The sequence below is a fragment of the Dapis hubbardiae BLCC-M172 genome, assembly GCF_050016015.1.
Classification (GTDB): domain Bacteria; phylum Cyanobacteriota; class Cyanobacteriia; order Cyanobacteriales; family Microcoleaceae; genus Trichodesmium.
This window is the reverse complement of record NZ_JBNHEQ010000025.1, coordinates 5,693-26,307: the sequence shown is the minus strand read 5'-3', so window position 1 is coordinate 26,307 and position 20,615 is coordinate 5,693. Positions and strand designations below refer to the sequence as shown.

At 34.7% G+C, this 20,615-nt stretch carries 16 protein-coding genes; 3 read left to right on the top strand and 13 right to left on the bottom strand.

The genetic code is table 11. The annotated features are described in order from the left end of the window. Positions 1-370 precede the first annotated feature (370 nt). The 8 genes from ACP6PK_RS03350 to ACP6PK_RS03315 all read right to left on the bottom strand — a co-directional run bounded on the left by ACP6PK_RS03350 (position 371) and on the right by ACP6PK_RS03315 (position 9,642). Positions 371-946, bottom strand: coding sequence for a GumC domain-containing protein (locus ACP6PK_RS03350; RefSeq protein ID WP_426557737.1), 576 nt, complete (start codon positions 944-946; stop codon positions 371-373). Between the two features lie 399 nt (positions 947-1,345). Then, a complete protein-coding gene (locus ACP6PK_RS03345; RefSeq protein ID WP_426557735.1) occupies positions 1,346-2,074 on the bottom strand; it encodes a DUF429 domain-containing protein in 729 nt (242 codons plus the stop codon). A gap of 766 nt (positions 2,075-2,840) precedes the next feature. Beyond that, a complete protein-coding gene (gene gntT, locus ACP6PK_RS03340) occupies positions 2,841-4,208 on the bottom strand; it encodes a guanitoxin biosynthesis MATE family efflux transporter GntT (RefSeq protein WP_426557733.1) in 1,368 nt (455 codons plus the stop codon). A gap of 958 nt (positions 4,209-5,166) precedes the next feature. Beyond that, on the bottom strand, positions 5,167-5,838 hold the full coding sequence (locus ACP6PK_RS03335) for a hypothetical protein (protein WP_426557731.1): 672 nt from the start codon (positions 5,836-5,838) through the stop codon (positions 5,167-5,169). A gap of 433 nt (positions 5,839-6,271) precedes the next feature. Continuing rightward, positions 6,272-7,276: a serine/threonine protein kinase gene (locus ACP6PK_RS03330; protein ID WP_426557729.1), complete on the bottom strand. Its 1,005-nt coding sequence runs from the start codon at positions 7,274-7,276 to the stop codon at positions 6,272-6,274. Positions 7,277-7,474: 198 nt separating this feature from the next. Continuing rightward, positions 7,475-9,226: a serine/threonine protein kinase gene (locus ACP6PK_RS03325; RefSeq protein ID WP_426557727.1), complete on the bottom strand. Its 1,752-nt coding sequence runs from the start codon at positions 9,224-9,226 to the stop codon at positions 7,475-7,477. A gap of 55 nt (positions 9,227-9,281) precedes the next feature. Then, positions 9,282-9,452 carry a hypothetical protein gene (locus tag ACP6PK_RS03320; RefSeq protein WP_426557725.1) on the bottom strand — a complete coding sequence of 57 codons (171 nt, stop codon included), beginning with the start codon at positions 9,450-9,452 and terminating at the stop codon, positions 9,282-9,284. Positions 9,453-9,501: 49 nt separating this feature from the next. Further along, positions 9,502-9,642 (bottom strand): hypothetical protein, encoded by a 141-nt coding sequence (locus ACP6PK_RS03315; RefSeq protein ID WP_168186341.1) that lies wholly within the window; start codon positions 9,640-9,642, stop codon positions 9,502-9,504. Between the two features lie 88 nt (positions 9,643-9,730). On the opposite strand from ACP6PK_RS03315, the gene leuS reads away from it, so the two are divergent. Then, positions 9,731-12,523 carry a leucine--tRNA ligase gene (leuS, locus tag ACP6PK_RS03310; RefSeq protein ID WP_426557723.1) on the top strand — a complete coding sequence of 931 codons (2,793 nt, stop codon included), beginning with the start codon at positions 9,731-9,733 and terminating at the stop codon, positions 12,521-12,523. A gap of 541 nt (positions 12,524-13,064) precedes the next feature. Then, a complete protein-coding gene (locus tag ACP6PK_RS03305; protein ID WP_426557721.1) occupies positions 13,065-14,411 on the top strand; it encodes an NAD(P)-binding domain-containing protein in 1,347 nt (448 codons plus the stop codon). 899 nt (positions 14,412-15,310) lie between these two features. On the opposite strand, the gene ACP6PK_RS03300 is transcribed toward ACP6PK_RS03305, so the two are convergent. Then, positions 15,311-18,049, bottom strand: a complete 2,739-nt coding sequence (locus ACP6PK_RS03300) for a CBS domain-containing protein (RefSeq protein WP_426557719.1) — start codon at positions 18,047-18,049, stop codon at positions 15,311-15,313. A 382-nt stretch (positions 18,050-18,431) separates the two neighbouring features. Here ACP6PK_RS03300 and ACP6PK_RS03295 point away from each other — a divergent pair, with 382 nt between their 5' ends. Next, positions 18,432-19,022, top strand: coding sequence for a Uma2 family endonuclease (locus tag ACP6PK_RS03295; RefSeq protein ID WP_426557717.1), 591 nt, complete (start codon positions 18,432-18,434; stop codon positions 19,020-19,022). Positions 19,023-19,061: 39 nt separating this feature from the next. On the opposite strand, the gene ACP6PK_RS03290 is transcribed toward ACP6PK_RS03295, so the two are convergent. From ACP6PK_RS03290 to ACP6PK_RS03275, 4 genes are all read right to left on the bottom strand, one after another. Then, entirely contained in the window at positions 19,062-20,060 is a 999-nt protein-coding gene (locus tag ACP6PK_RS03290) for a leucine-rich repeat domain-containing protein (protein WP_426557754.1), read from the bottom strand. Between the two features lie 33 nt (positions 20,061-20,093). Next, entirely contained in the window at positions 20,094-20,198 is a 105-nt protein-coding gene (locus ACP6PK_RS03285) for a leucine-rich repeat domain-containing protein (protein WP_426557752.1), read from the bottom strand. A gap of 33 nt (positions 20,199-20,231) precedes the next feature. Continuing rightward, complete coding sequence (locus tag ACP6PK_RS03280) at positions 20,232-20,336, bottom strand: leucine-rich repeat domain-containing protein (protein ID WP_426557752.1); 105 nt, start codon at positions 20,334-20,336, stop codon at positions 20,232-20,234. A 33-nt stretch (positions 20,337-20,369) separates the two neighbouring features. Then, positions 20,370-20,615 (bottom strand): leucine-rich repeat domain-containing protein (locus ACP6PK_RS03275; protein WP_426557715.1); only part of this gene is annotated, 246 nt, incomplete at its 5' end.

Here is a 20,615-nt window from a genome sequence, read left to right as displayed (position 1 = left end):
AGGTTAGGTTGACAAAGGAAACCTAACAAAAATAGAGGTATATCTCAATCTTTTTCCCCTTTCCTTTTACAGTATTTATTGGGTGGCGCTGTTGCTTAACCCAACCTAGGGTAATTCCGAGTTTGATATATCAGAAAATTCAGAGAAAAAATTTACTATCTGTAGGTTAGGTTGACAAAGGAAACCTAACAAAAATAGAGGTATATCTCAATCTTTTTTCCCTTTCCTTTTACAGTATTTATTGGGTGGCGCTGTTGCTTAACCCAACCTAGGGTAATTCCGAGTTTGATATATCAGAAAATTCAGAGAAAAAATTTACTATCTGTAGGTTAGGTTGACAAAGGAAACCTAACAAAAATAGAGGTATATCTCAATCTTTTTTCCCTATTTCCTTTTTCCCTAACTCTATTTCTTTATTTCCAAGTTCAAAGCCATTTTCTTTAACATAAACATAAGGAATAGTTGTAGCCTGAAAATCAACTATATTGGCTGAATTTTGTACCCACTGACAATAAAGTGGATTTAATTCTTGATAAATTTGTTTGAGACTTTGTATTTCTAGCTCAAGTTGATTAGCTTTTTCGTTAACTTTTTTCACTTGTTCCTGTAATAATTTTCCCCCTTCGTAAACTTGCTGTTGTAATTCCAGCCATTCCAGTCGAGATTTTTTTGGTTGTAGGGTAGTTTTCTTCTGATTAAGTTGCGCTTCTAATACTTTTATAGCTTGATTAATTTCTTGCATTTCTGCTTGCCACTTTGCAGTTTCTTCAGCATTTTTTTTACGAAAATCTGCTACTGCTTCAGGAGTATTATCTTTGGGAAAACTAACATTTATTTGGAAAGAGAAACGTTTTTGATTAAGTTCATATAGTTGAGCTTGTAAAGCATTTATTTCTGTTTGTAAGGTTTCTACTTCTAATTTGATTTCAGCTAAATTTTCTTTCATAACTTGAGTAGGATTTAATTTATAGCAATCGTCATTTCAGTTAGCCTCCTATCGGAGGAACTACATTAACAGTTAGCCTCCTCCGGAGGAACTGCGTTAACAGTTATCAGTACCTTCGACTAAGGTATTGAGATTTATAGCGGTTTTCACAAAGGTAGACTACAAAACTTTTTCCTTCTTCTTTTAAACCAAAATCTCTGTACTCTATATTAATGAAAACTCTTATAAATACTGAATTGAATATTTTTTTTATCCCATTAAAATGGGAAGTACATACCCTGATTTTTTGGTAAATGATATGTGAAAAAAACTATAGGGGTTTGGTTTCTAAATCCCATTTTTACTTAGGTTTGGAGATTAAACCCCTACAATAAAATATTACAACATAAGAGCAAATTACTATAGTCGATTAGGAACTACTATATATCCAGTTGTGCTATCTCCTAATACCAAATTTTTTGCTTTACCCCAATACCACCAATATGCACCAATATAAGCACAAATTAAACTATCTAATTTATCTTCTGTAGTTTTGAGAGTTGTCATACTATTAATTTTTTCCATATCTAAGAAATTATCGGAAATTACTAGAGCAGGTTCTAGAGTTGGTAGGATATTTATAATGTATTGGTGGAGTTTCAAAAGTTCTGATTTTCGGTCGGCTAATCTGCCTTTTTTATATTTCAAAATTTTTTCTAACCGAAACAAATTAACTATAGCTGGATGGGGAAAAACTTCGATTTGAAAACGTCCTAGTTTTTGAGGTTCAATTGTTGGTGCATGAATAAATTCTTTTGCTTCTAAACTAATGCCAAATTTGACTGTTCTCTGAGCAAAAGGGCGATTAAGATTTGCTGGATAACATCCTGCATGATAACGACCAAAATATTTATGGGTAAGTTTATCTGGTAGTCTAGTTCCTGTTTGATTGGGAATTATTGTTGGAGCATCTATGGCAATTAGAGCGGGAGTTGATAGAGGAGTTAAATTATCAATCCAATTGAGAATATTTTCAATTTCTAGTATGCAGTCTAAGTCTAATATTTTTAACTTTTTGTTTGAGTATTGTAGACAGCACAAACCACTTTTTCCAGATTGCCAACCAAGGTCTATTCCGATAAATTTCATAGTTAGGGAGTAGGGAGTAGGGAGTAGGGATTAGGGAGTAGGGAGTAGGGAGTAGGGAGTAGGGAGTAGGGTTAGACTAAATAAAATATTTTGTTGAATTGCTAGAATAATTAAAAACATTTTTGAATCTTTGATAAATTATTCTGTAAATATTTTTGATGAAACTATCTGAATAGTTAGGAAGTAGGCTGAGACTGAATAAAATATTTTTGTTTAATGGCGAGAATAATTAAAAACATTTTTGAACCTTTGATAAATTATTGGGTAAATACTCTAGTTAGGGAGTAGGGAGTAGGGAGTAGGGTTAGACTGAATAAAATATTTTTGTTGAATTGCTAGAATGATTAAAAACATTTTTGAACCTTTGATAAGTTATTCTGTAAATATTTTTGATGAAACTATCTGAACCGAGATTCATTTCAACTATAAATAACAATTTTATTATTGGGTTTACTATTTTGGTAATCGCAATTTTTTGCACAGGAAATATGTCTTAAATAGGAGCGTTGAAATGCTGAATTTTATTTTTTTCCCTTGAAGACCAATTACCAAAAATAATGCTATACTTGCGTAAAACTTCAATTATTAAGTAATTAAGATAGGCAGAATAAATTATTTGATAATTACTTATCAGTTAATATCAATTATTCTTATTTTTACTACTTTCCTACTCCCCTGCCAAATAAAATGTAGAAAAGTTTTTTATAAATGGTATAAAGTGGAAGATTTAAACCTAATTTTCTGGAAATTTATGGAATAATAGAAATTATTTAGGAGTAACAAAAGTTTTTTGATTATTGTCTTTTATAAGTTCCATTGAGGGAGAAAATTTTTCAACTATTGTATCAGGAATAGCCTTACCTAAAGTAATCGCCCTAGTCGCCATAAATATTGCTAAAGCTAACCATAATATATGATTACTTTTTAACCACCAACCCACTATAGCAAAAGGTAAAAATCCTGCTAAAGTAGCAGTTAATGTAGAATTACGCAATAAGTTTCCTTTAGTTAAACCTAGAAAATAACCATCTAACATATAAGCCATACCTCCAAATCCCAAAACAGGTATTAACCATAAAACATAACTATTGATATTGTTAATAACCTGAGTATGATTAGTCAATAAACTAAATAATGGAGTAGGGAATAAACAGAATACTAAAGCAAAAATAAACCCTAGACTAAAACTAATTATTCCTGATAATTTTACCAAGACTTTTAATTGTTCTTGATTTCCTTGACCATAACTTTTTCCTGCTAAACTTTCTGTGGCAAAAGCTAAACCGTCAATAAAATAAGCTGCTAATGTTACTACTTGTAATAACAAAGCATTAGTTGCTAAAACTAAAGTATTTATGTATGAACTTAAATTAGTAAATATAGCAAAAGTAGAAATTAGGGCAAAAGTACGAATTAGAATATCTCGATTGAGAATAAAAGTTTCTCTAATTATTTGAGGTTGCCAAATATTTTTGATTAACTGAGGAATTTCTGCCAAAGATATTAAGCTAAAAACACAAATTATCCCTACTACTAAAGTTATATATTGACTAATCGCAGTAGCACTACCAGCACCGCTACTTTCCCATCCCCAACGGACAATAAAAATATAATCTAAGATAATATTTGTTCCTTTATTAACTACTGATAATAGTAAAACTTTTCCACCTTGTTCGAGTCCTAAAAACCAACCTATTAATACAAAGTTTAATAAAGTAGCAGGGGCACCCCAAATTAAACTTTGATAATAACTAATACCACTAGCTTTAACTTCTGGAGTTGCACTAAGTAAACTAAAGCCAATTTCTCGTAAAGGATATTTGAAAATTAGAATTATTGTGGCAATAGCTAAAGCAATTAAACAATTCCGTAGACAAATTTGTTTTACTTCTAAATAGTTTCCACTTCCTCTAGCTTGAGCAGTTTTACCAGTCGTACTCATGCGTAAAAAGCCGAAAGTCCAGTAAATATAGTTAAATAAAACGGTGGCTAGAGAAACTCCTGCTAAGTGGCGAATTTCATCTAAATAACCTAAAAAAGCTAAGTCTACTAGACTTGCCAAAGGCACCATTAAATTAGATAAAATATTGACTAAAGCTAATCGGAGAAAGCCATTTTGAATAACATATTTCATATTTTGAAAAGAGTCGAGATTGCGTATATCTATATTAAAAGATGACAGATAATTTTAATTTTGTATCAGAATGAGAAAACCATCTCTTTGAAGATGCCAAATATTTGATACAGCTTCAATATCCCTCAAATTGTACAGCTTTTCAAGATAATATTTTTGACTGCTGATAATGGAGTTAATAAACTTTTCAAAGCCACTACTGTTTGATTCATGGATAAAAAAAGAAAGAAAATTTATTTTCGACAATCCTCTTGTTTATAATAAGAGGTAATTATTAATTGTTAATTACTAATTGTTGAAATTTCCATATAGCCATCCTAAATAGGTCGTGACAAATCAAAAAGTAGATAAAAATTTTGAAACTCCCGCCTGTTCCCAGTTCAGTGTTCCCTAAAAGCGGTAAGGTTTTTATACACAAATAAAATAAGACTGCTATATAGAACGCATTTGGTATCTCCATAAAATAGGTCGGAGGGATAAGAAATTGATAAAAAATGGGTAATAATTGATTTGATGATTGGATGAGTGGGAGATATCTAATACACCCCATCTCCCCACCTCCCCATCTCCCCCTCTACTTTTAAATAGATACACTTAGGGGTTCTATATAGGAATCCACTCATTGGTTTTAACAATTTTTATAATAGTTAATTTTGGTTGAAAACCTTGAAAATTTTGACTCCTGTAGGGGCAAATTGCGATTAGCTACCAAGATATTATAACTTCAATAGGATTTATATATTCATTATAAATGTCATAATATTAGGGTGCATCTCATATTTGCCAAAATACTTTTTCCCTATTCCCTCCATACCTATTCCCTGTTCCCAGTTAAGTGTTCCCAGTTAAGTGTTCCCTAAAAGCGATAAATTTTTGGCTTTCTTCACGCATTGAGATGCACCCTAATATTTAGCTCATCTCAAGAATATTAGATAGTTGATAATTATCAAAAAAATAACTAAAATAATGATGGTAATAAGATATTTTTTTGACGTGGAGGAAAACTTAGTACAGAGGATTTTTTCTCCGTTTTCTTCTTAACTTTTTTCACAAAAGATTTGAGAGACCGGGGCGACCAAAATTTTTTATTAAATGCCAGAACCAATTTTTCAATATTAGAATCGTATGCAAAAAATGAGTCAGTTTGATACCTCGAAGGTGAACAAAGCTTTGAGTTTTTTTGAGAATGCTCTAATCCCTTACAAATAAAATAGGCTACAACTGTACAACAATTATTTTTGATAAAATGATATTTAGTTTTTTCTTCATATAAATTATTCTTTAAATACTTTTGATAAAACTCTCTGATCCGAGATTCATTTAAACCATTAATAACAATTTTCTTATTAGGTTTACCATCTCGGCGGTCGCAATCTTTTTCAAAGGAAACTTGTTTTTCTCTAGGAATAAAACTATTTGTTATGATAGATTCCAAAGAAGCATATTTACGAGGGTTTGGCAAAAAATCTATAGAGTTTTTAATTTTAGGATGATGACTTATATAAATTTCATCTCTTGGGTTTTTGTCATTAATAACGTGCATGGAAACGTGACCTACATCTAACCCGTATATGGCATTATATGCAGTATCTCCAAGTGTACCTTTCCAGAAGTTAATTATTACTGTCATTTTTTTAGGGAGTAGGGAATAGGTAAGAGAAAATAAGAACAACAACTGTACGTTATAACTGTAGAACTTGCTATACTATTCCCTGTAATTCATTGCAAATTAGATACTGATTAAATATAGCTCAAATTTTACAGCTTTTCAAGAGGATTATATTTTTTTAGGGAGTAGGGAGTAGGGAGTAGGGAATAGGGAAGAGAAAATAAGAACAACAACTGTACGTTATAACTGTAAATAAACTTTTAAAAGTTACTACCGCAACAAGTTTTTTGAGAAATAATTATTCAACGTCGAGAAAATAAAATTATACTTATAGCATTTTGTTGAAATGCTGAAGTACAGTTTCTCTGAGAATATTTCCCTGGTGAAGTAAATACCGACGCGAGCAAGATGCCCGCACTGGGAACATTCAATATCAACTAAAAAATTGCTGTAACTATTTTTGACGATTGAGGCATTTTGTTTTGTTTTTAACTGGAGATAAATCTTCTATTTTCGTGAATTCAATGGTTTGATTTACTGGAATATTATAAACTCTAAAGATAGCAAAACCAGCACTACAAATTGCTAGAAATCCCAGAGTGCTAATTAATGCTATTTGAGTCAATTTTTTTGTTCGAGAAGGGGCTAATACTTCTAGGGAAATTAAAGCATCAAGGGCTGATTCTGCTGATGAATATCTATCTTTATAATTAGGTTGTACCATTTTTTCTAGCCAGATAATAAAGTCTTGACTTAGGTGCTTTACTTGCTGCTGAAAATTAATTTTTCCTGTCTCATCCATGAGACTTCCTACTTCTGTTGCAGGGGTGTTTGTTAATAAACAAATTAATGTTGCACCGAGACTATATAAGTCTGATGCTGTTGTTAATTCCCGATTAAACATTTGTTCTGGAGGCATAAATCCTAATGTACCTTTGACTACGCTACTAACAGCAACTTCTCCTCCTCCTATTCTGGCAAAACCAAAGTCTACTAGGCTAATGTTCATCTGGTTATCTATTAGAATATTTTCTGGTTTTAGGTCTCTATAAATTACTGGTGGAATTCTGTTTTGGAGGTATTTAATAATTTCTATAACGGAAATTGCTATTTGTTTTATTTGTTGGGGTTGCCATTTTTGAGAGGTTGCTAAGTTTGCTAAGGAAGTGGCGTTTTTATATTCCTGTACCATGCAAAAACCTGATGGTGTTTGGAAGGAATCTAAGTAGTGGGGAATGTTGGGATTATCTAGGGTTTTTAATACTTGAACTTCTCTTTCATAAGCTTGATATTCTGACCAATGCGCTCCGGTTGTAGCAAATTGAAATTGTTTTACTACTACTGTTTTTTGAGTGTTAATTTCTGTGGCAAGATAGGTGACTCTTCCACCTGCGCGGTTGTGTCCGAGTTCTTTGATTATTTGATAGCCGTAATTGGAAAAATTGGGGTAGTTGTTCATAGTGATTATAGGTTTTTAGTGAACTGTTCAATAATGGATAATGGATAATTGATAATTACCTCTCCCTAAAAGAAAGAGGATTGAATAAAAGGAAAATTTTTTCTTGTTTCTCTTGAAATAGAATGCTTTAAACCTTAATTATTAGGTAATAGGAAGCAATTAAATTTTTACATTAGGTTCCGAGTCGCTATATTTTGATTATGGTTGAATTAAATTTGGCTCTGCTTTTCTGTATTTAGAAACTATTTTGATTGGTTTGGATAATAAGTAAATTAGGAGTATTAGAGTAGCAGAAATAGAGGCGATCGCTGCTATTGCTGAGAATAAAATTTCTCCTAAAGTAAAGCAGTGTGGTTGAGAAATGACTTCATAAAAAAGCTGATAATTTATAACTACGCTAAGGTCTAGTACTATTGTTAAAAGAGGTATAAATACTTCTTCTTCGGATAAAAATTTATCTATCAAGGCTTTCGATATTATTATTAATATTGTTACAAACATAGAGAAATACAACCAATGTACACCTCCAGATGCAATAACAATGGCAAACATTATATAAGTCACAATAGTTATTATAGAAAAAACACGAAAAATTATTATGGATTTAACAATTTTGTTGTTTATGGAATTAACTAAAGTACATACTGCTATACCTATTACTGCACACAAAATAAACATAAATACAGGATCGAATTTTAATAAATTAAGTTTGGGTAAATTCAAACCGTAAAATATAACCACTGCCACGACAAAGCGACAAAAAAAGAACATGAAAATGGAGCTACCTTCTAATTTAGCCACACTACCAGTTTTCACCTCAACATTTATAGTTTCAATTTCTGATGCTGAATTATTATGTAAAATTATCTCCCTTTTATAAATTTCATTTTCTACTAACTTACTGGTATCTACTGTAATTTCACACCCTATATTATTCCCTTCAAACTTATCAGATGAAAATGAAATCAAACTATGGTCATAAGGAGTATGAGGAGGGTCATTAACATGGGGAGCAACTTCCCATCTACCAGATAAAATTGTTTTTGGAATCGGATTACTAATCACTATAATACCTGTTAATTTTTCTCCCCATTCATTACTAGCAAGTTCCAGATTTGTTCGACTAATTCTTAGTTTTGGTAAACGATTGACATCTAAAACTCGAAGAGCAGCTAAAGCCTCCTTAGCATTTTTATATCTATCTGTATTTTTTGGTTCTGTTATCTTTTCTAACCAATTAATCCAACCTCTTTCTAATGGTGGAACTAAATGACGAAAAATTATCCGATAATTAGCATCTATTAAATTGCCAATATCTGCCGATTTTATCCCAGTTAATAAACAAATTAACGTCGCACCGAGACTATATAAATCTGAAGCTGTTGTTAATTTGCGATTAAACATTTGTTCGGGAGACATAAACCCCATCGTACCTTTTACAACACTACTTGCTGCTATTTCTCCTCCTCCCATTCTGGCAAAACCAAAGTCTACTAAATAAACTTTTAACTCCTGATCAATTAAAATATTTTCTGGTTTAATATCTCGATGAATAACTGGTTTTCGTTTACTTTGTAAATAGACTAAAATTTCCAAAATTGAAATAGCAATCTGTTTAATTTCTTGAGGTTGCCACTGACGAGAAATTACTGCTGATTCTGCTGCAATATATTCTTGAATCATGCAGAAACCATCGGTGGTTTGAAAGGAATCTAAGTATTTAGGAATTCCTGGATGATTGAGACTTTTTAAAACTGCAATTTCTTGTTCGTAAGCATCATATTCTGCCCAAGTTGCTCCTAGTTTGGCAAATTGAAATTGTTTGATAACTACGTTTTTTTGAGTCTTGATGTTTTTGGCTAAATAAGTGACTCGACCACCAATATTATTGTGACCAAGTTCTCTAATTATTTGATAGTTATGAGAAGAAAAATTAGGAGAATTATTCATAGGTTTTTACTAGGTTTTCAAGAACAGGAAGTAGTTAGGTTATTGGAGGTTTTTCCTATTCTGCCCAAGTTGCTCCTAGTTTGGCAAATTGAAATTGTTTGATAACTACGTTTTTTTGAGTCTTGATATTTTGTGCTAGGTAAGTAACTCGTCCACCAATATTATTGTGACCAAGTTCTCTAATTATTTGATAGCTATGAGAAGAAAAGTTGGGGGAATTATTCATAGGTTTTTAGTAGGTTTTAAGGAACAGAGAATAGAAAGCAATTAAATTTTTACATCCGATACTCGATCGCTCCGACTACTAATAGTTGTATTTCTCCTGAACTTATGCAGTTTAGAATTTCACAATAATATTTCCACAACAAACAAAATTTATCGCTGTTCCGAACTTTATATATTACATTCAGTAGCATAATGTAACCATCAATCCTCATAAGCGAGGAATTATGTCAAAATAATCAAGAAAACTAGATTACTGAAGATAATTACGGAGAAAAAACAGTGGACTCCAAATATAACCCTGTATCCATTGAACAAAAGTGGCAAAAAAACTGGGCTGAACAAAACCAAGATAAAACCCCTACAGACAATAATCAGCCTAAATTCTACGCTCTATCCATGTTCCCTTACCCATCCGGTAACTTACACATGGGTCATGTTCGTAACTATACTATTACCGACGTTATTGCCCGACTCAAAAGGATGCAAGGTTATCGTGTCCTGCACCCCATGGGTTGGGACGCATTTGGACTACCCGCAGAAAATGCAGCTATTGACCGGGGTATCCCACCTGCTAAATGGACCCTGCAAAATATTGCCCAAATGAAAGAACAACTAAGACGTTTGGGTTTTTCCATCGACTGGGATAAAGAAGTCGCTACCTGTACCCCCGAATACTACCGTTGGACTCAATGGATATTCCTCCAATTTTTCCAAGCAGGTTTGGCCTATCAAAAAGAATCTGCCGTTAACTGGGACCCCATCGACCAAACCGTACTGGCCAACGAACAGGTAGATGGCGAAGGTCGTTCCTGGCGTTCCGGGGCAAAAGTCGAACGTAAATTGTTGCGTCAGTGGTTCTTCAAAATTACCGACTATGCTGAACAACTCCTCAACGACTTGGATAAATTACCTGGTTGGCCGGAACGAGTGAAACTAATGCAGGCGAACTGGATAGGAAAATCTGTCGGAGCTTATTTGGAATTTCCCATAGTGGGGATGGATAAAAAAATTGGAGTATTTACCACCAGACCCGATACAGTCTATGGCGTCAGTTACGTTGTTTTGGCTCCCGAACATCCTTTGACGGTGCAGGTGACAACCCCCGAACAACAAGCTACCGTCGAAAATTTTATTAAAGAAGTAGCTGCCGAAAGTGAATTAGAACGTACCGCCGAAGACAAACCAAAACGTGGCGTTCCTACTGGTGGCAAAGCTATCAACCCATTCAATAATCAAGAAGTTCCCATCTGGATCGCCGACTATGTACTCTATGAATATGGTACAGGTGCAGTTATGGGAGTACCCGCTCACGACGTGCGCGACTTTCAGTTTGCTAAACAATACGATCTACCCGTTAAACAGGTTATTGTGGCGGATGATTCGGATAATGATGATGATGAGATGTCAGAAGCTTATACCGATGTTGGTATTATGGTTAACTCCGGTTCCTTTAACGGGGAAAAATCTACTTTTGCCAAAAAAGCAATTATTGAACTTGCTGAGGATGAAGGTTATGGAGAAGGTCGCATACAATATCGTTTGCGAGATTGGTTAATTTCTAGACAACGTTACTGGGGCGCACCAATACCTATTATTCACTGTCCGAACTGTGGTGCTGTACCTGTACCAGATGAAGATTTGCCTGTGAAGTTGCCCGAAAGTGTAGAATTTTCTGGTCGGGGTCCGTCACCTTTGGCAAAATTAGAAGATTGGGTGAATGTTCCTTGTCCTAGTTGTGGTACTCCGGCAAAACGCGAAACCGACACGATGGATACTTTTATAGATTCGTCTTGGTATTATTTGCGTTATCCAGATGCGACAAATGAAGAGCAGGTGTTTGACTCGGAAATGGTAAATGACTGGTTGCCTGTAGATCAATATGTAGGTGGTATCGAACACGCGATTTTACATTTGTTGTATTCCAGATTTTTTACTAAGGTTTTGCGCGACAGAGGTTTGTGCAATTTTGACGAACCTTTCCAAAAGTTGTTAACTCAGGGAATGGTGCAAGGTATTACTTACAAAAATCCAGTGACTGGTAAATATATTCCGTTTGCAGATGTTAACCCGGAAGAACCGAAAGACCCCAAAACTGGGGATAAATTGGAAGTATTCTTTGAGAAGATGTCTAAGTCTAAGTATAACGGTGTCGATCCTTTGGAGGTGATGGCAAAATATGGTGCGGATACGGCGCGGATGTTTATTTTGTTTAAAGCGCCACCGGAAAAAGATTTAGAGTGGGATGATGCTGATGTGCAAGGTCAGTTTCGTTTCCTGAACCGAGTCTGGTCTTTGGTAATGCAATTTTCTGCAAATAATAGTTTCACTGAGTTGAAGGCAAAAACCAATGGTATTACTCAAGCAGACTTGAAAGATTTGGGTTGGTCTCGATATTTGATTACTGAAATAACTAAAAGTCTTTCTGCATTTAAACTGAGAAATGTGGTGAAAATTTATGCTGCTGCTGATGTTAAGGTAGCAATAGAAGCTAAATTGAATCATCCCGAAACTCAGCAAGAAACTAAGGATGATTTGCAGAAAGGTTTGAGTTGGATAGAAAGTAAGTTTACTAGAGAGTTAACTAAAGCAGAGAAAGATGTTCGACGTGCGGTGCATACTGCTATCAAAGAAGTAACAGAAGATTTAGATGGAGATTATCAGTTTAATACTGCTGTTTCTGAAATGATGAAATTGAGTAATGCTCTCAGTGATGCTAGTTGCAAAGATTCTCCTATTTATGTGGAAGGTTTGGAAACTTTGCTATTGTTATTGGCACCTTTTGCACCACATCTTGCTGAGGAGTTGTGGCAAATTGCTGGTAACCTTGGTTCGGTGCATACTCATCCTTGGCCGAAGTTTGACCCGGAAGCTTTAGTGGTAGATGAAATTACATTAGTAATTCAGATTAAGGGTAAGACTAGGGGAACTATTCAGGTGCCAGCAAAAGCAGATAAAGAAACTTTGGAAAAGTTAGCGCGGGAGTCGGATGTCGCGCAGCGTAATATAGTAGGTAAGGAGATTAAAAAAGTGATTGTAGTTCCTGGAAAATTAGTTAATTTTGTGGTTGGATAAAATAGTGAGTCTGGGAAGTGACAAAGAAACTGGGTTGATTGCTCTAATTTGTTCAAATGAATAAATTTCGTTGATACACCCGGTTTCTGGGTAATATTAGGCTGTATTAATTAACCACAAAAAAGAGCGTATAGATAATTTAGTCATCTAAAAGATGACTAAAAGATAGCTGATTTATTATGGCTAATTAATTAAACTATTGCGCAATACTTTTTAGATAAAGTAGGAAAGGTGACAATAGCTAACTTTTTACTTCAATTATAGTAACACAGCCATCTTGGCTGTCAGAAAAAAAATAGCCAGGATGCCTGTGCTACGATTAATTAAACTATTGCGCAATAGTTTTGAGATGAAGTAGGAAAGGTAGCGATCGCTCAATTTTCACTTATTTCAAACACCTAATGGAATCTGAAAAGTATTTTTGACTATAATATTTCTGATGAAAATTAATATGAATAGGCTCCCAAACTTTGAAAAAAAATTCAGACGCTAAAGCTTTTATTCTAATGTTCTTTTTTACTAATTATTAGTGGAGTCTAATATGACTAAAGTTGCAATTATTGGTTCAGGACCTTGTGGTTTATCAATGTTACACGCTTTCCAACAAGCTGAACTAAAAGGTGAAAATATCCCTGAAATTGTTTGTTTTGAAAAACAAGAAAATTGGGGAGGTCTTTGGAACTATAGTTGGAGAACTGGTTCAGATCAATATGGAGACCTAGTTCATAACAGTATGTATAGACATCTTTGGTCAAATGCACCTAAAGAATGTTTAGAATTTGCTGATTATTCTTTCGATCGCCACTTTGGAAAACCAATACCTTCATTTCTTCCCCGTGAAGTATTGTATGATTATATTGTGGGTAGAGCCAAAAATGGTAATTTAAAACAGTATATTAGGTTTAATACTACAGTTACTAATGTTAATTTTAATGGCAGTATTTTTGAAGTTACATCATTAAACAGAAAAGAAAATAAATATGCAGAAGAACAATTTGATTATATAGTAGTTGCCACAGGTCACTTTTCTGTTCCTTACATTCCTGAATATGAAGGAATGAAATCTTTTCCAGGAAGAATTATGCACTCACATGACTTTAGAGACGCAGAAGAATTTAGGGGTAAGAATATAGTAGTTTTAGGAAGTAGTTATTCCGCAGAAGATATTGCATTACAATGTTATAAGTATGGAGCAAAATCTGTAACTATTGGTTATAGAAATAATCCCATTGCTTTGAAATGGCCCGAAGGAATAAAAGAAGTTTATTATCTAGATAAATTAGAAGGAAAAAAAGCTACTTTTAAGGATGGTCATACTCAAGAAGCAGATGTTTTGATTTTATGTACTGGATATTTACATCATTTTCCTTTTTTAGAAGAAAGTTTAAAATTAAAAACAAATAACAGGCTATATCCACCTAAGCTTTATAAAGGAGTAGTTTGGCAAGATAATCATAAACTAATGTATTTAGGGATGCAAAATCAGATTTATACTTTTAATCTGTTTGATTGCCAAGCTTGGTATGTTAGAGATTTAATATTAGGTAAAATTAAAATTCCCAGTGATAGTGAAGTTGACAATGATATTAATGAATGGGTAACAAAAGAGGAAAAATTAGAAGATATAATTCAGATGGTTGATTTTCAAACAGAGTATGTAAAAGAGCTACATGATGCAAGTGATTATCCCAAAATTGATTTTGAATTAATTCGTAAACATATTTACGATTTGATACATCATAAAGAAGAAGATATAATGACTTACCGTAATCGATCATTTTCTTCCCCTGTAACTGGTACTGTTGCTCCTATTCATCCTACCCCATGGGTGGAAGCTATGGATGATTCAATGGAAACTTTTCTGAAAGCAAATAGGAGAGAAAGTTGAAAAGGTAGCGATCACCTGATGATTCAGTCTTGAGAATTAATTCAACTGTTGGACAATAGTTAGAAGAGACACAGTTGGTAGCGATCGCCTCATTATTCAGTTTGGAGAATTAATTCAACTGTTGGACAATAGTTAGGAGACACAGTTGGTAGCGCTCGCCTGATGATTCAGTTTGGAGAATTACAGCACTTTTGCTGATTGATAAACCACATCGTCACAACCAAAACCTTGTAGGGACTAACCATGGTTAGTCCCTACTGTGGTCTACTGAAATGAAAACCGCTGTAATTCAACTGTTGGACAATAGTTAGGAGACACAGTTGGTAGCGATCGCCTCATTATTCAGTTTTGAGAATTAATTTAACTATTGGACAATAGTTAGAAGAGAAAAAAGGTAGCGCTCGCCTGATGATTCAGTCTGGAGAATTAATTCAACTGTTGGACAATAGTTAGGAGACACAGTTGGTAGCGATCGCCTGATGATTGAGTTTGGAGAATTAATTCAACTGTTGGACAATAGTTAGGAGACACAGTTGGTAGCGATCGCCTGATGATTGAGTTTGGAGAATTAATTCAACTGTTGGACAATAGTTAGGAGACACAGTTGGTAGCGATCGCCTGATGATTGAGTTTGGAGAATTAATTCAACTGTTGGACAATAGTTAGGAGACACAGTTGGTAGCGATCGCCTGATGATTGAGTTTGGAGAATTAATTCAACTGTTGGACAATAGTTAGGAGACACAGTTGGTAGCGATCGCCTGATGATTGAGTTTGGAGAATTAATTCAACTGTTGGACAATAGTTAGGAGACACAGTTGGTAGCGAACCCTACCTTCCGACTTCTGAGATTTTGAGTACGGAAGCAAGATGCTACCACGGCAAAACTTTCCACACTCCCTACTCCCTTACTCTTGGATAATTTTGAGCTAAAAAATTCTCAGCTTCAGAGCGATCGCTCACTTTCCCATCCAAAGTTGCAGCCAAAATATCATCCAACATCAACTTAAACTGACGCCCCGGTTTATAACCCATCAACTTCAAATCATTTCCATTCAAAATAGGTTTAACATTCGCCCACTCAATCAAATATTGCCAAACCCGACGTCGCATCGAACGCTCACATTGCAGAATAATCAAAATCAACATTGGTAAATCATACTCCCTCAACAACCACACCACCTGACTCGGAGTATCACATTTCGGCAAATTCTCCATAACCATAACCTTTGCCAACTCCAATTCCTCTAATCTTTTAATACTATCCACAGGTAACTGTAAATTTTTCCCTACCAAACCCCGATATTCAGACTCTAAACCAGCAATCAAAACCTCTAACCGCATTTGCCAATGAGATAAATTTTTCTCAGAGTCAAAACGTTGTAAACACCTATCCAGCAAACACACCTGTTGCCACAACCTCTTATCTAACTCCAAAGTACGATGAATACAACGCAACGCCCCCAAACTTCCCAATAACTTTAAAGCAGGTTTCCAGTAGTGAGCTTGTAAAATATATTTCAACTCACTTTTGAGTCGAGTTTCTAAAGCAGGCGCTCTTCTATTTTTTTCTACCTTCCCAACACTTTCGCGGTCATAAACCCCACTATTAATGGCATAACGAATATATTCCTCGGTTTTCTCTTCAATCTCAAATCCCAATCTCACTGCAAACCTTACCCCGCGATAAATACGAGTCGGATCTTCAATAAAACTATTAGGGTGTAATACCCGAATTTGTTTCTCTTGCAAATCTGACAAACCACCAAAAAAATCAAGTAACTCTCCAGCACGGGGTTTAGTCAGTCGTGCTGCCAAAGCATTAATAGTAAAATCGCGCCGATACAAATCTTGGCGAATCGAACTTACTTCAACTTCTGGGTTAGCTGCTGGATAGGGATAAAATTCTGTACGAGCAGTAGCAATATCTATCCAAAGGGAGTCTAATACTAGATCATTGTGCCAGAGGAGAGCAGCAGTTTGAAATTGACCGTGAACTTCTAAACGTGCTGTCGGGTAAATTTTTTGTAGTGCTTTTGCCAACTCTACCGCTGGAGCTGTTGCTGCTGAGTCTGAGTGACAACCATCTACAACTAAATCTATGTCTGTTAATAATAGAGTATCATCGAATTTTGATAACAGTAAGTCTCTTACTCCTCCCCCAATTAGATATAGTTGCCAACCTCTTTTTTCTGCCAACTCAGCAACCAAAGTGAGTAGTTGCCAAAGTTGGGGTGCGAGGCGATCTTCTAAAAGTTGTGTAATTGATTTACAAGTTTCACCGGGAATGCAACCAGGTTGTTGGTTTTGGGGGCGTTGTTGTTGATGCAATTCCCGTAAAACGTCGGTACGGGTGACTATTCCAACTAGACGGTTATTTTCTAAGACAGGCAACCGCCCAATATCATAAGTAACCATCAACTCTTCAATTTCTGGGAGAGTTGTTTCTGGGGAAATAGTTTTCAGTTGGGGTGTCATGTAACCTTTGACTGGAGCATGACTAAAACCATGATGCAGAGCAATATCAATATCTCGCCGAGAAATAATTCCGACTAATTCTCCAGATGAGTCTACTACTGATAAACCAGAATGACCATAACGTAATAGTATTCGGTGAGCTTCTTCTATAGATGTTTCGGGAGGAATGGTGCGAACGGGAGATGACATCAAATCTCTAGCAGTGGGTGGGTGAGGAATTTGAGAGATGAGTCTATCTACTAACTTTTCTAATGTTGCTTGGGGTTTGGTGTCTCGCCGACTAAGTGCTGCTGCTCGGTTATGACCACCACCCCCTAGAGGTTGAAATAGTTGACTGAGGTTAGTATCTGGGATGCGCGATCGCCCGATAATATTTAAGCTTTTTTCTGTTGTGTTTTTGAGGGAGTGAGTGTGAGCTAGTAATAGAGCATCTATTTCTGTCAGGTCTATTAAACTGGACGCTAAACTGGATAAACCGGGAACATATTCATCGGTGTGTAATAGTATCCACCCTATTTGATATTTTCTCACGGTGGAGCGTTGCAAATTTTCGAGAGCTGTTTTCAATAAATCTTGCAGTTGGTGTGATAAACCAGGTTCGACATATTCACCTATCACAGATAAACTTGCTCCTTGCTGCATTAACCATGCTAAAGCTGCTGCGTCTCTTGGTGTTGTATGGTCAAAAGTCAGGGAACCAGTATCAACATGAATACCCAATGCCATAATTGTTGCTTCTGCTGGAGTTAATATGGGAGTAGGTTTATTTTGGAGAGTCTGAAGTTTTTCTGTAATTAGAGTTGTACTTGCTCCAACTGCTTCTATATAGGTATGGGTAGCGGGAATATCGGTTTGAATTTCACAGTGATGGTCGTAGATGATAATTTCTGATAGGTGGGGTAAGTCTAACCATTCGGCAGTTTTTCCGAGTCGGGAGCGTGTTTGACTATCTACTATATATATAGAGCGAATTTGTTCTGGGTTAACGGAGCGACGTTCGATGATGGCAAATTCATCTCGATGGAGAGCGAGGAATTGTTTGACGGTAGGGTGACAACCGCCTGTTAGTACGAGGCGACTACCTGGGTGGAGGTGAGTTAGTCCGACAGCGGCGCCGAGAGCGTCGAAGTCTGCGGTTGTGTGGCATAAGATTATGTTCATTTATTAAAAGTCAAAAGTTAAAAGTAAGAAATCAGAAGTTTGAATTTAAGATTAGGTATTAAAATAGTATATTATCTTCTTAAAGGTAAATGGTGCAAATTTGCTAGTATTGGCATCTTGCCTGCGATGGGTATACCTCATAACAATAGAAAGCGCTGTGTTACCAAATTTAGATTGTTACGAACTCTTTGAAGTTAATTATGTATCACTATGACATTGTTGAAGAAATTCACAAAATTTGTCAAGAATACTCTCTTTCATTCAACCATGATTTGGAATTATATTTGCTGATTTACAAAAGCAGCAAGCAGAAAGTGGTAGAGAAGTTATAGATTTATCTGAAAAGGCAGATATAACGAAACGTTAGAGGAGAAAAAAACTTATGATTGCTCAACCCCAAGATTACCCAAAAATTACCCCTGAAGAATATCTAGAATGGGAAGCTAAACAGGAATTTCGCCATGAATATGTAGACGGTGAAATTTTAGCTATGACTGGAGGAAGTCTTCCTCATAATGATATTGCTCTTAATTTTTATACAGCTCTGAGACCTCATCTCCGTCAAAGAGGTTGTCGAGTTAATGTGTCTGATGCTAAAGTTGAAGATGCTAAAAATAGTTGTTATTTTTATCCAGATTTAGTTATTAGTTGTCATCCTGATGATGTAAAATCCCGTAAGTTTATCCAACATCCTAAAGTAATAATTGAAGTTCTTTCCCCTAGTACAGAAAAATACGATCGCGGCAATAAGTTTAAATATTATCGTCAATTTCCCAGTTTGCAAGAATATGTTTTAGTAGATTCAGAATCAATTTCTGTAGAAATTTTTCAACGTGGGGAGGGAAAAATTTGGCATTATTGTGCATATACAGAAGGTGAGTCAATTACATTAAAGAGTATTGAATTGACTTTTGCTATTGAGGTTTTATATGAAGGAGTTAATTTGGAAACTGATGCGGTAGAGTCAGAATAAACCTAGTGCTACATTAATTATTGGAGTTTTTCAGAACATCTAATTCATCTTGGTTTTGTTCTTACTTTTTACGATTCGATTTTTCCATACTAGCTCTAATTGTTCTAAGTTTTCTTCCTTTTTCTGAGAATGCCAAAGAGAAAATATTAAACTTCTAATACCTTTACTTTTATTACTAGCTCCACTATTCTCTGTCACAATTTCTAATTCTTTTAAGCGGTTTATCGTATCCCGAATCTGATTCTTTTGTCGATTAGCTTCATTACTATTTTTAGATGATATTTCTGGATTTAATAAACAAGCAAGTTCTCTTAAATTTGTGGTTATTTCCAGTTGAGGGCGATCGCTATTTCTCTCTATCCATTCAGTTGATAATTTGCTACCCTCATCATTAGTCTGACTATAATTTATGAGAAATTCGATTAATTTTTTAGCTCGTTTGAGGGAAATATTACTCCTGTTGCTTGCTGAAGTTTTTTGTTCTATCTCTACCTCTTCTAGGAAAATTTGCCTTTGGAAATATTCCTCAATTGCTTTGATTCCTTTTTCTGCTATTTCTCTTGGCGGACTTTTCAGGGGATTATTTCTTAAATTAAGTTCTTTTAAAGAGGAGAGTTGACAGCTCGACTCTGGAATTTTTGTTAATTGATTCCTATATAAATCAAGCCTTGTTAAATTAGATAGTTGACAGCTCGACTCTGGGATTTTTGTTAATTGATTGCTATTTAAATAAAGCTCTTTTAAAGAGGAGAGTTGACAGACTGACTCGGGAATTGTTGTTAATTGATTATTTTTTAAATTAAGGCTGTCTAAATTATAGAGTTGAGAGATAGACTCTGGGATTTTTGTTAATTGATTATTATCTAAATAAAGCCTTGTTAAATTAGATAGTTGAGAGATTGACTGTGGGATTTTTGTTAATTGATTCTCACCTAAATAAAGGGTTGTTAAATTAGATAGTTGAGAGATTGACTCTGAAATTTTTGTTAATTGATTCCCACCTAAATAAAGGGTTGTTAAATTAGATAGTTGAGAGATTGACTCTGAGATTTTTGTTAATTAATTTTGATGTCAAAAAAGCTTTGTTAAATTAGATAGTTGAGAGATTGACTCTGGGATTTTTGTTAATTGATTCTCACCTAAATAAAGGGTTGTTAAATTAGATAGTTGAGAGATTGACTCTGAGATTTTTGTTAATTAATTTTGATGTCAAAAAAGCTTTGTTAAATTAGATAGTTGAGAGATTGACTCTGGGATTTTTGTTAATTGATTCTCACCTAAATAAAGGGTTGTTAAATTAGATAGTTGAGAGATTGACTCTGAGATTTTTGTTAATTAATTTTGATGTCAAAAAAGCTTTGTTAAATTAGAGAGTTGAGAAATTGACTCTGGAATGATTGTTAATTGATTATCTTGTAAATCAATAGTTTCTAAATTAGATAGTTGAGAGATTGACTCTGGGATTTTTATTAATTGATTATGAAACAAATGAAGCTGTTTTAAATTTGTAAGTCGAGAGATTGATTCTGGGATTTTTGTTAATTGATTATGAAACAAATGAAGCTGTTTTAAATTTGTAAGTCGAGAGATTGA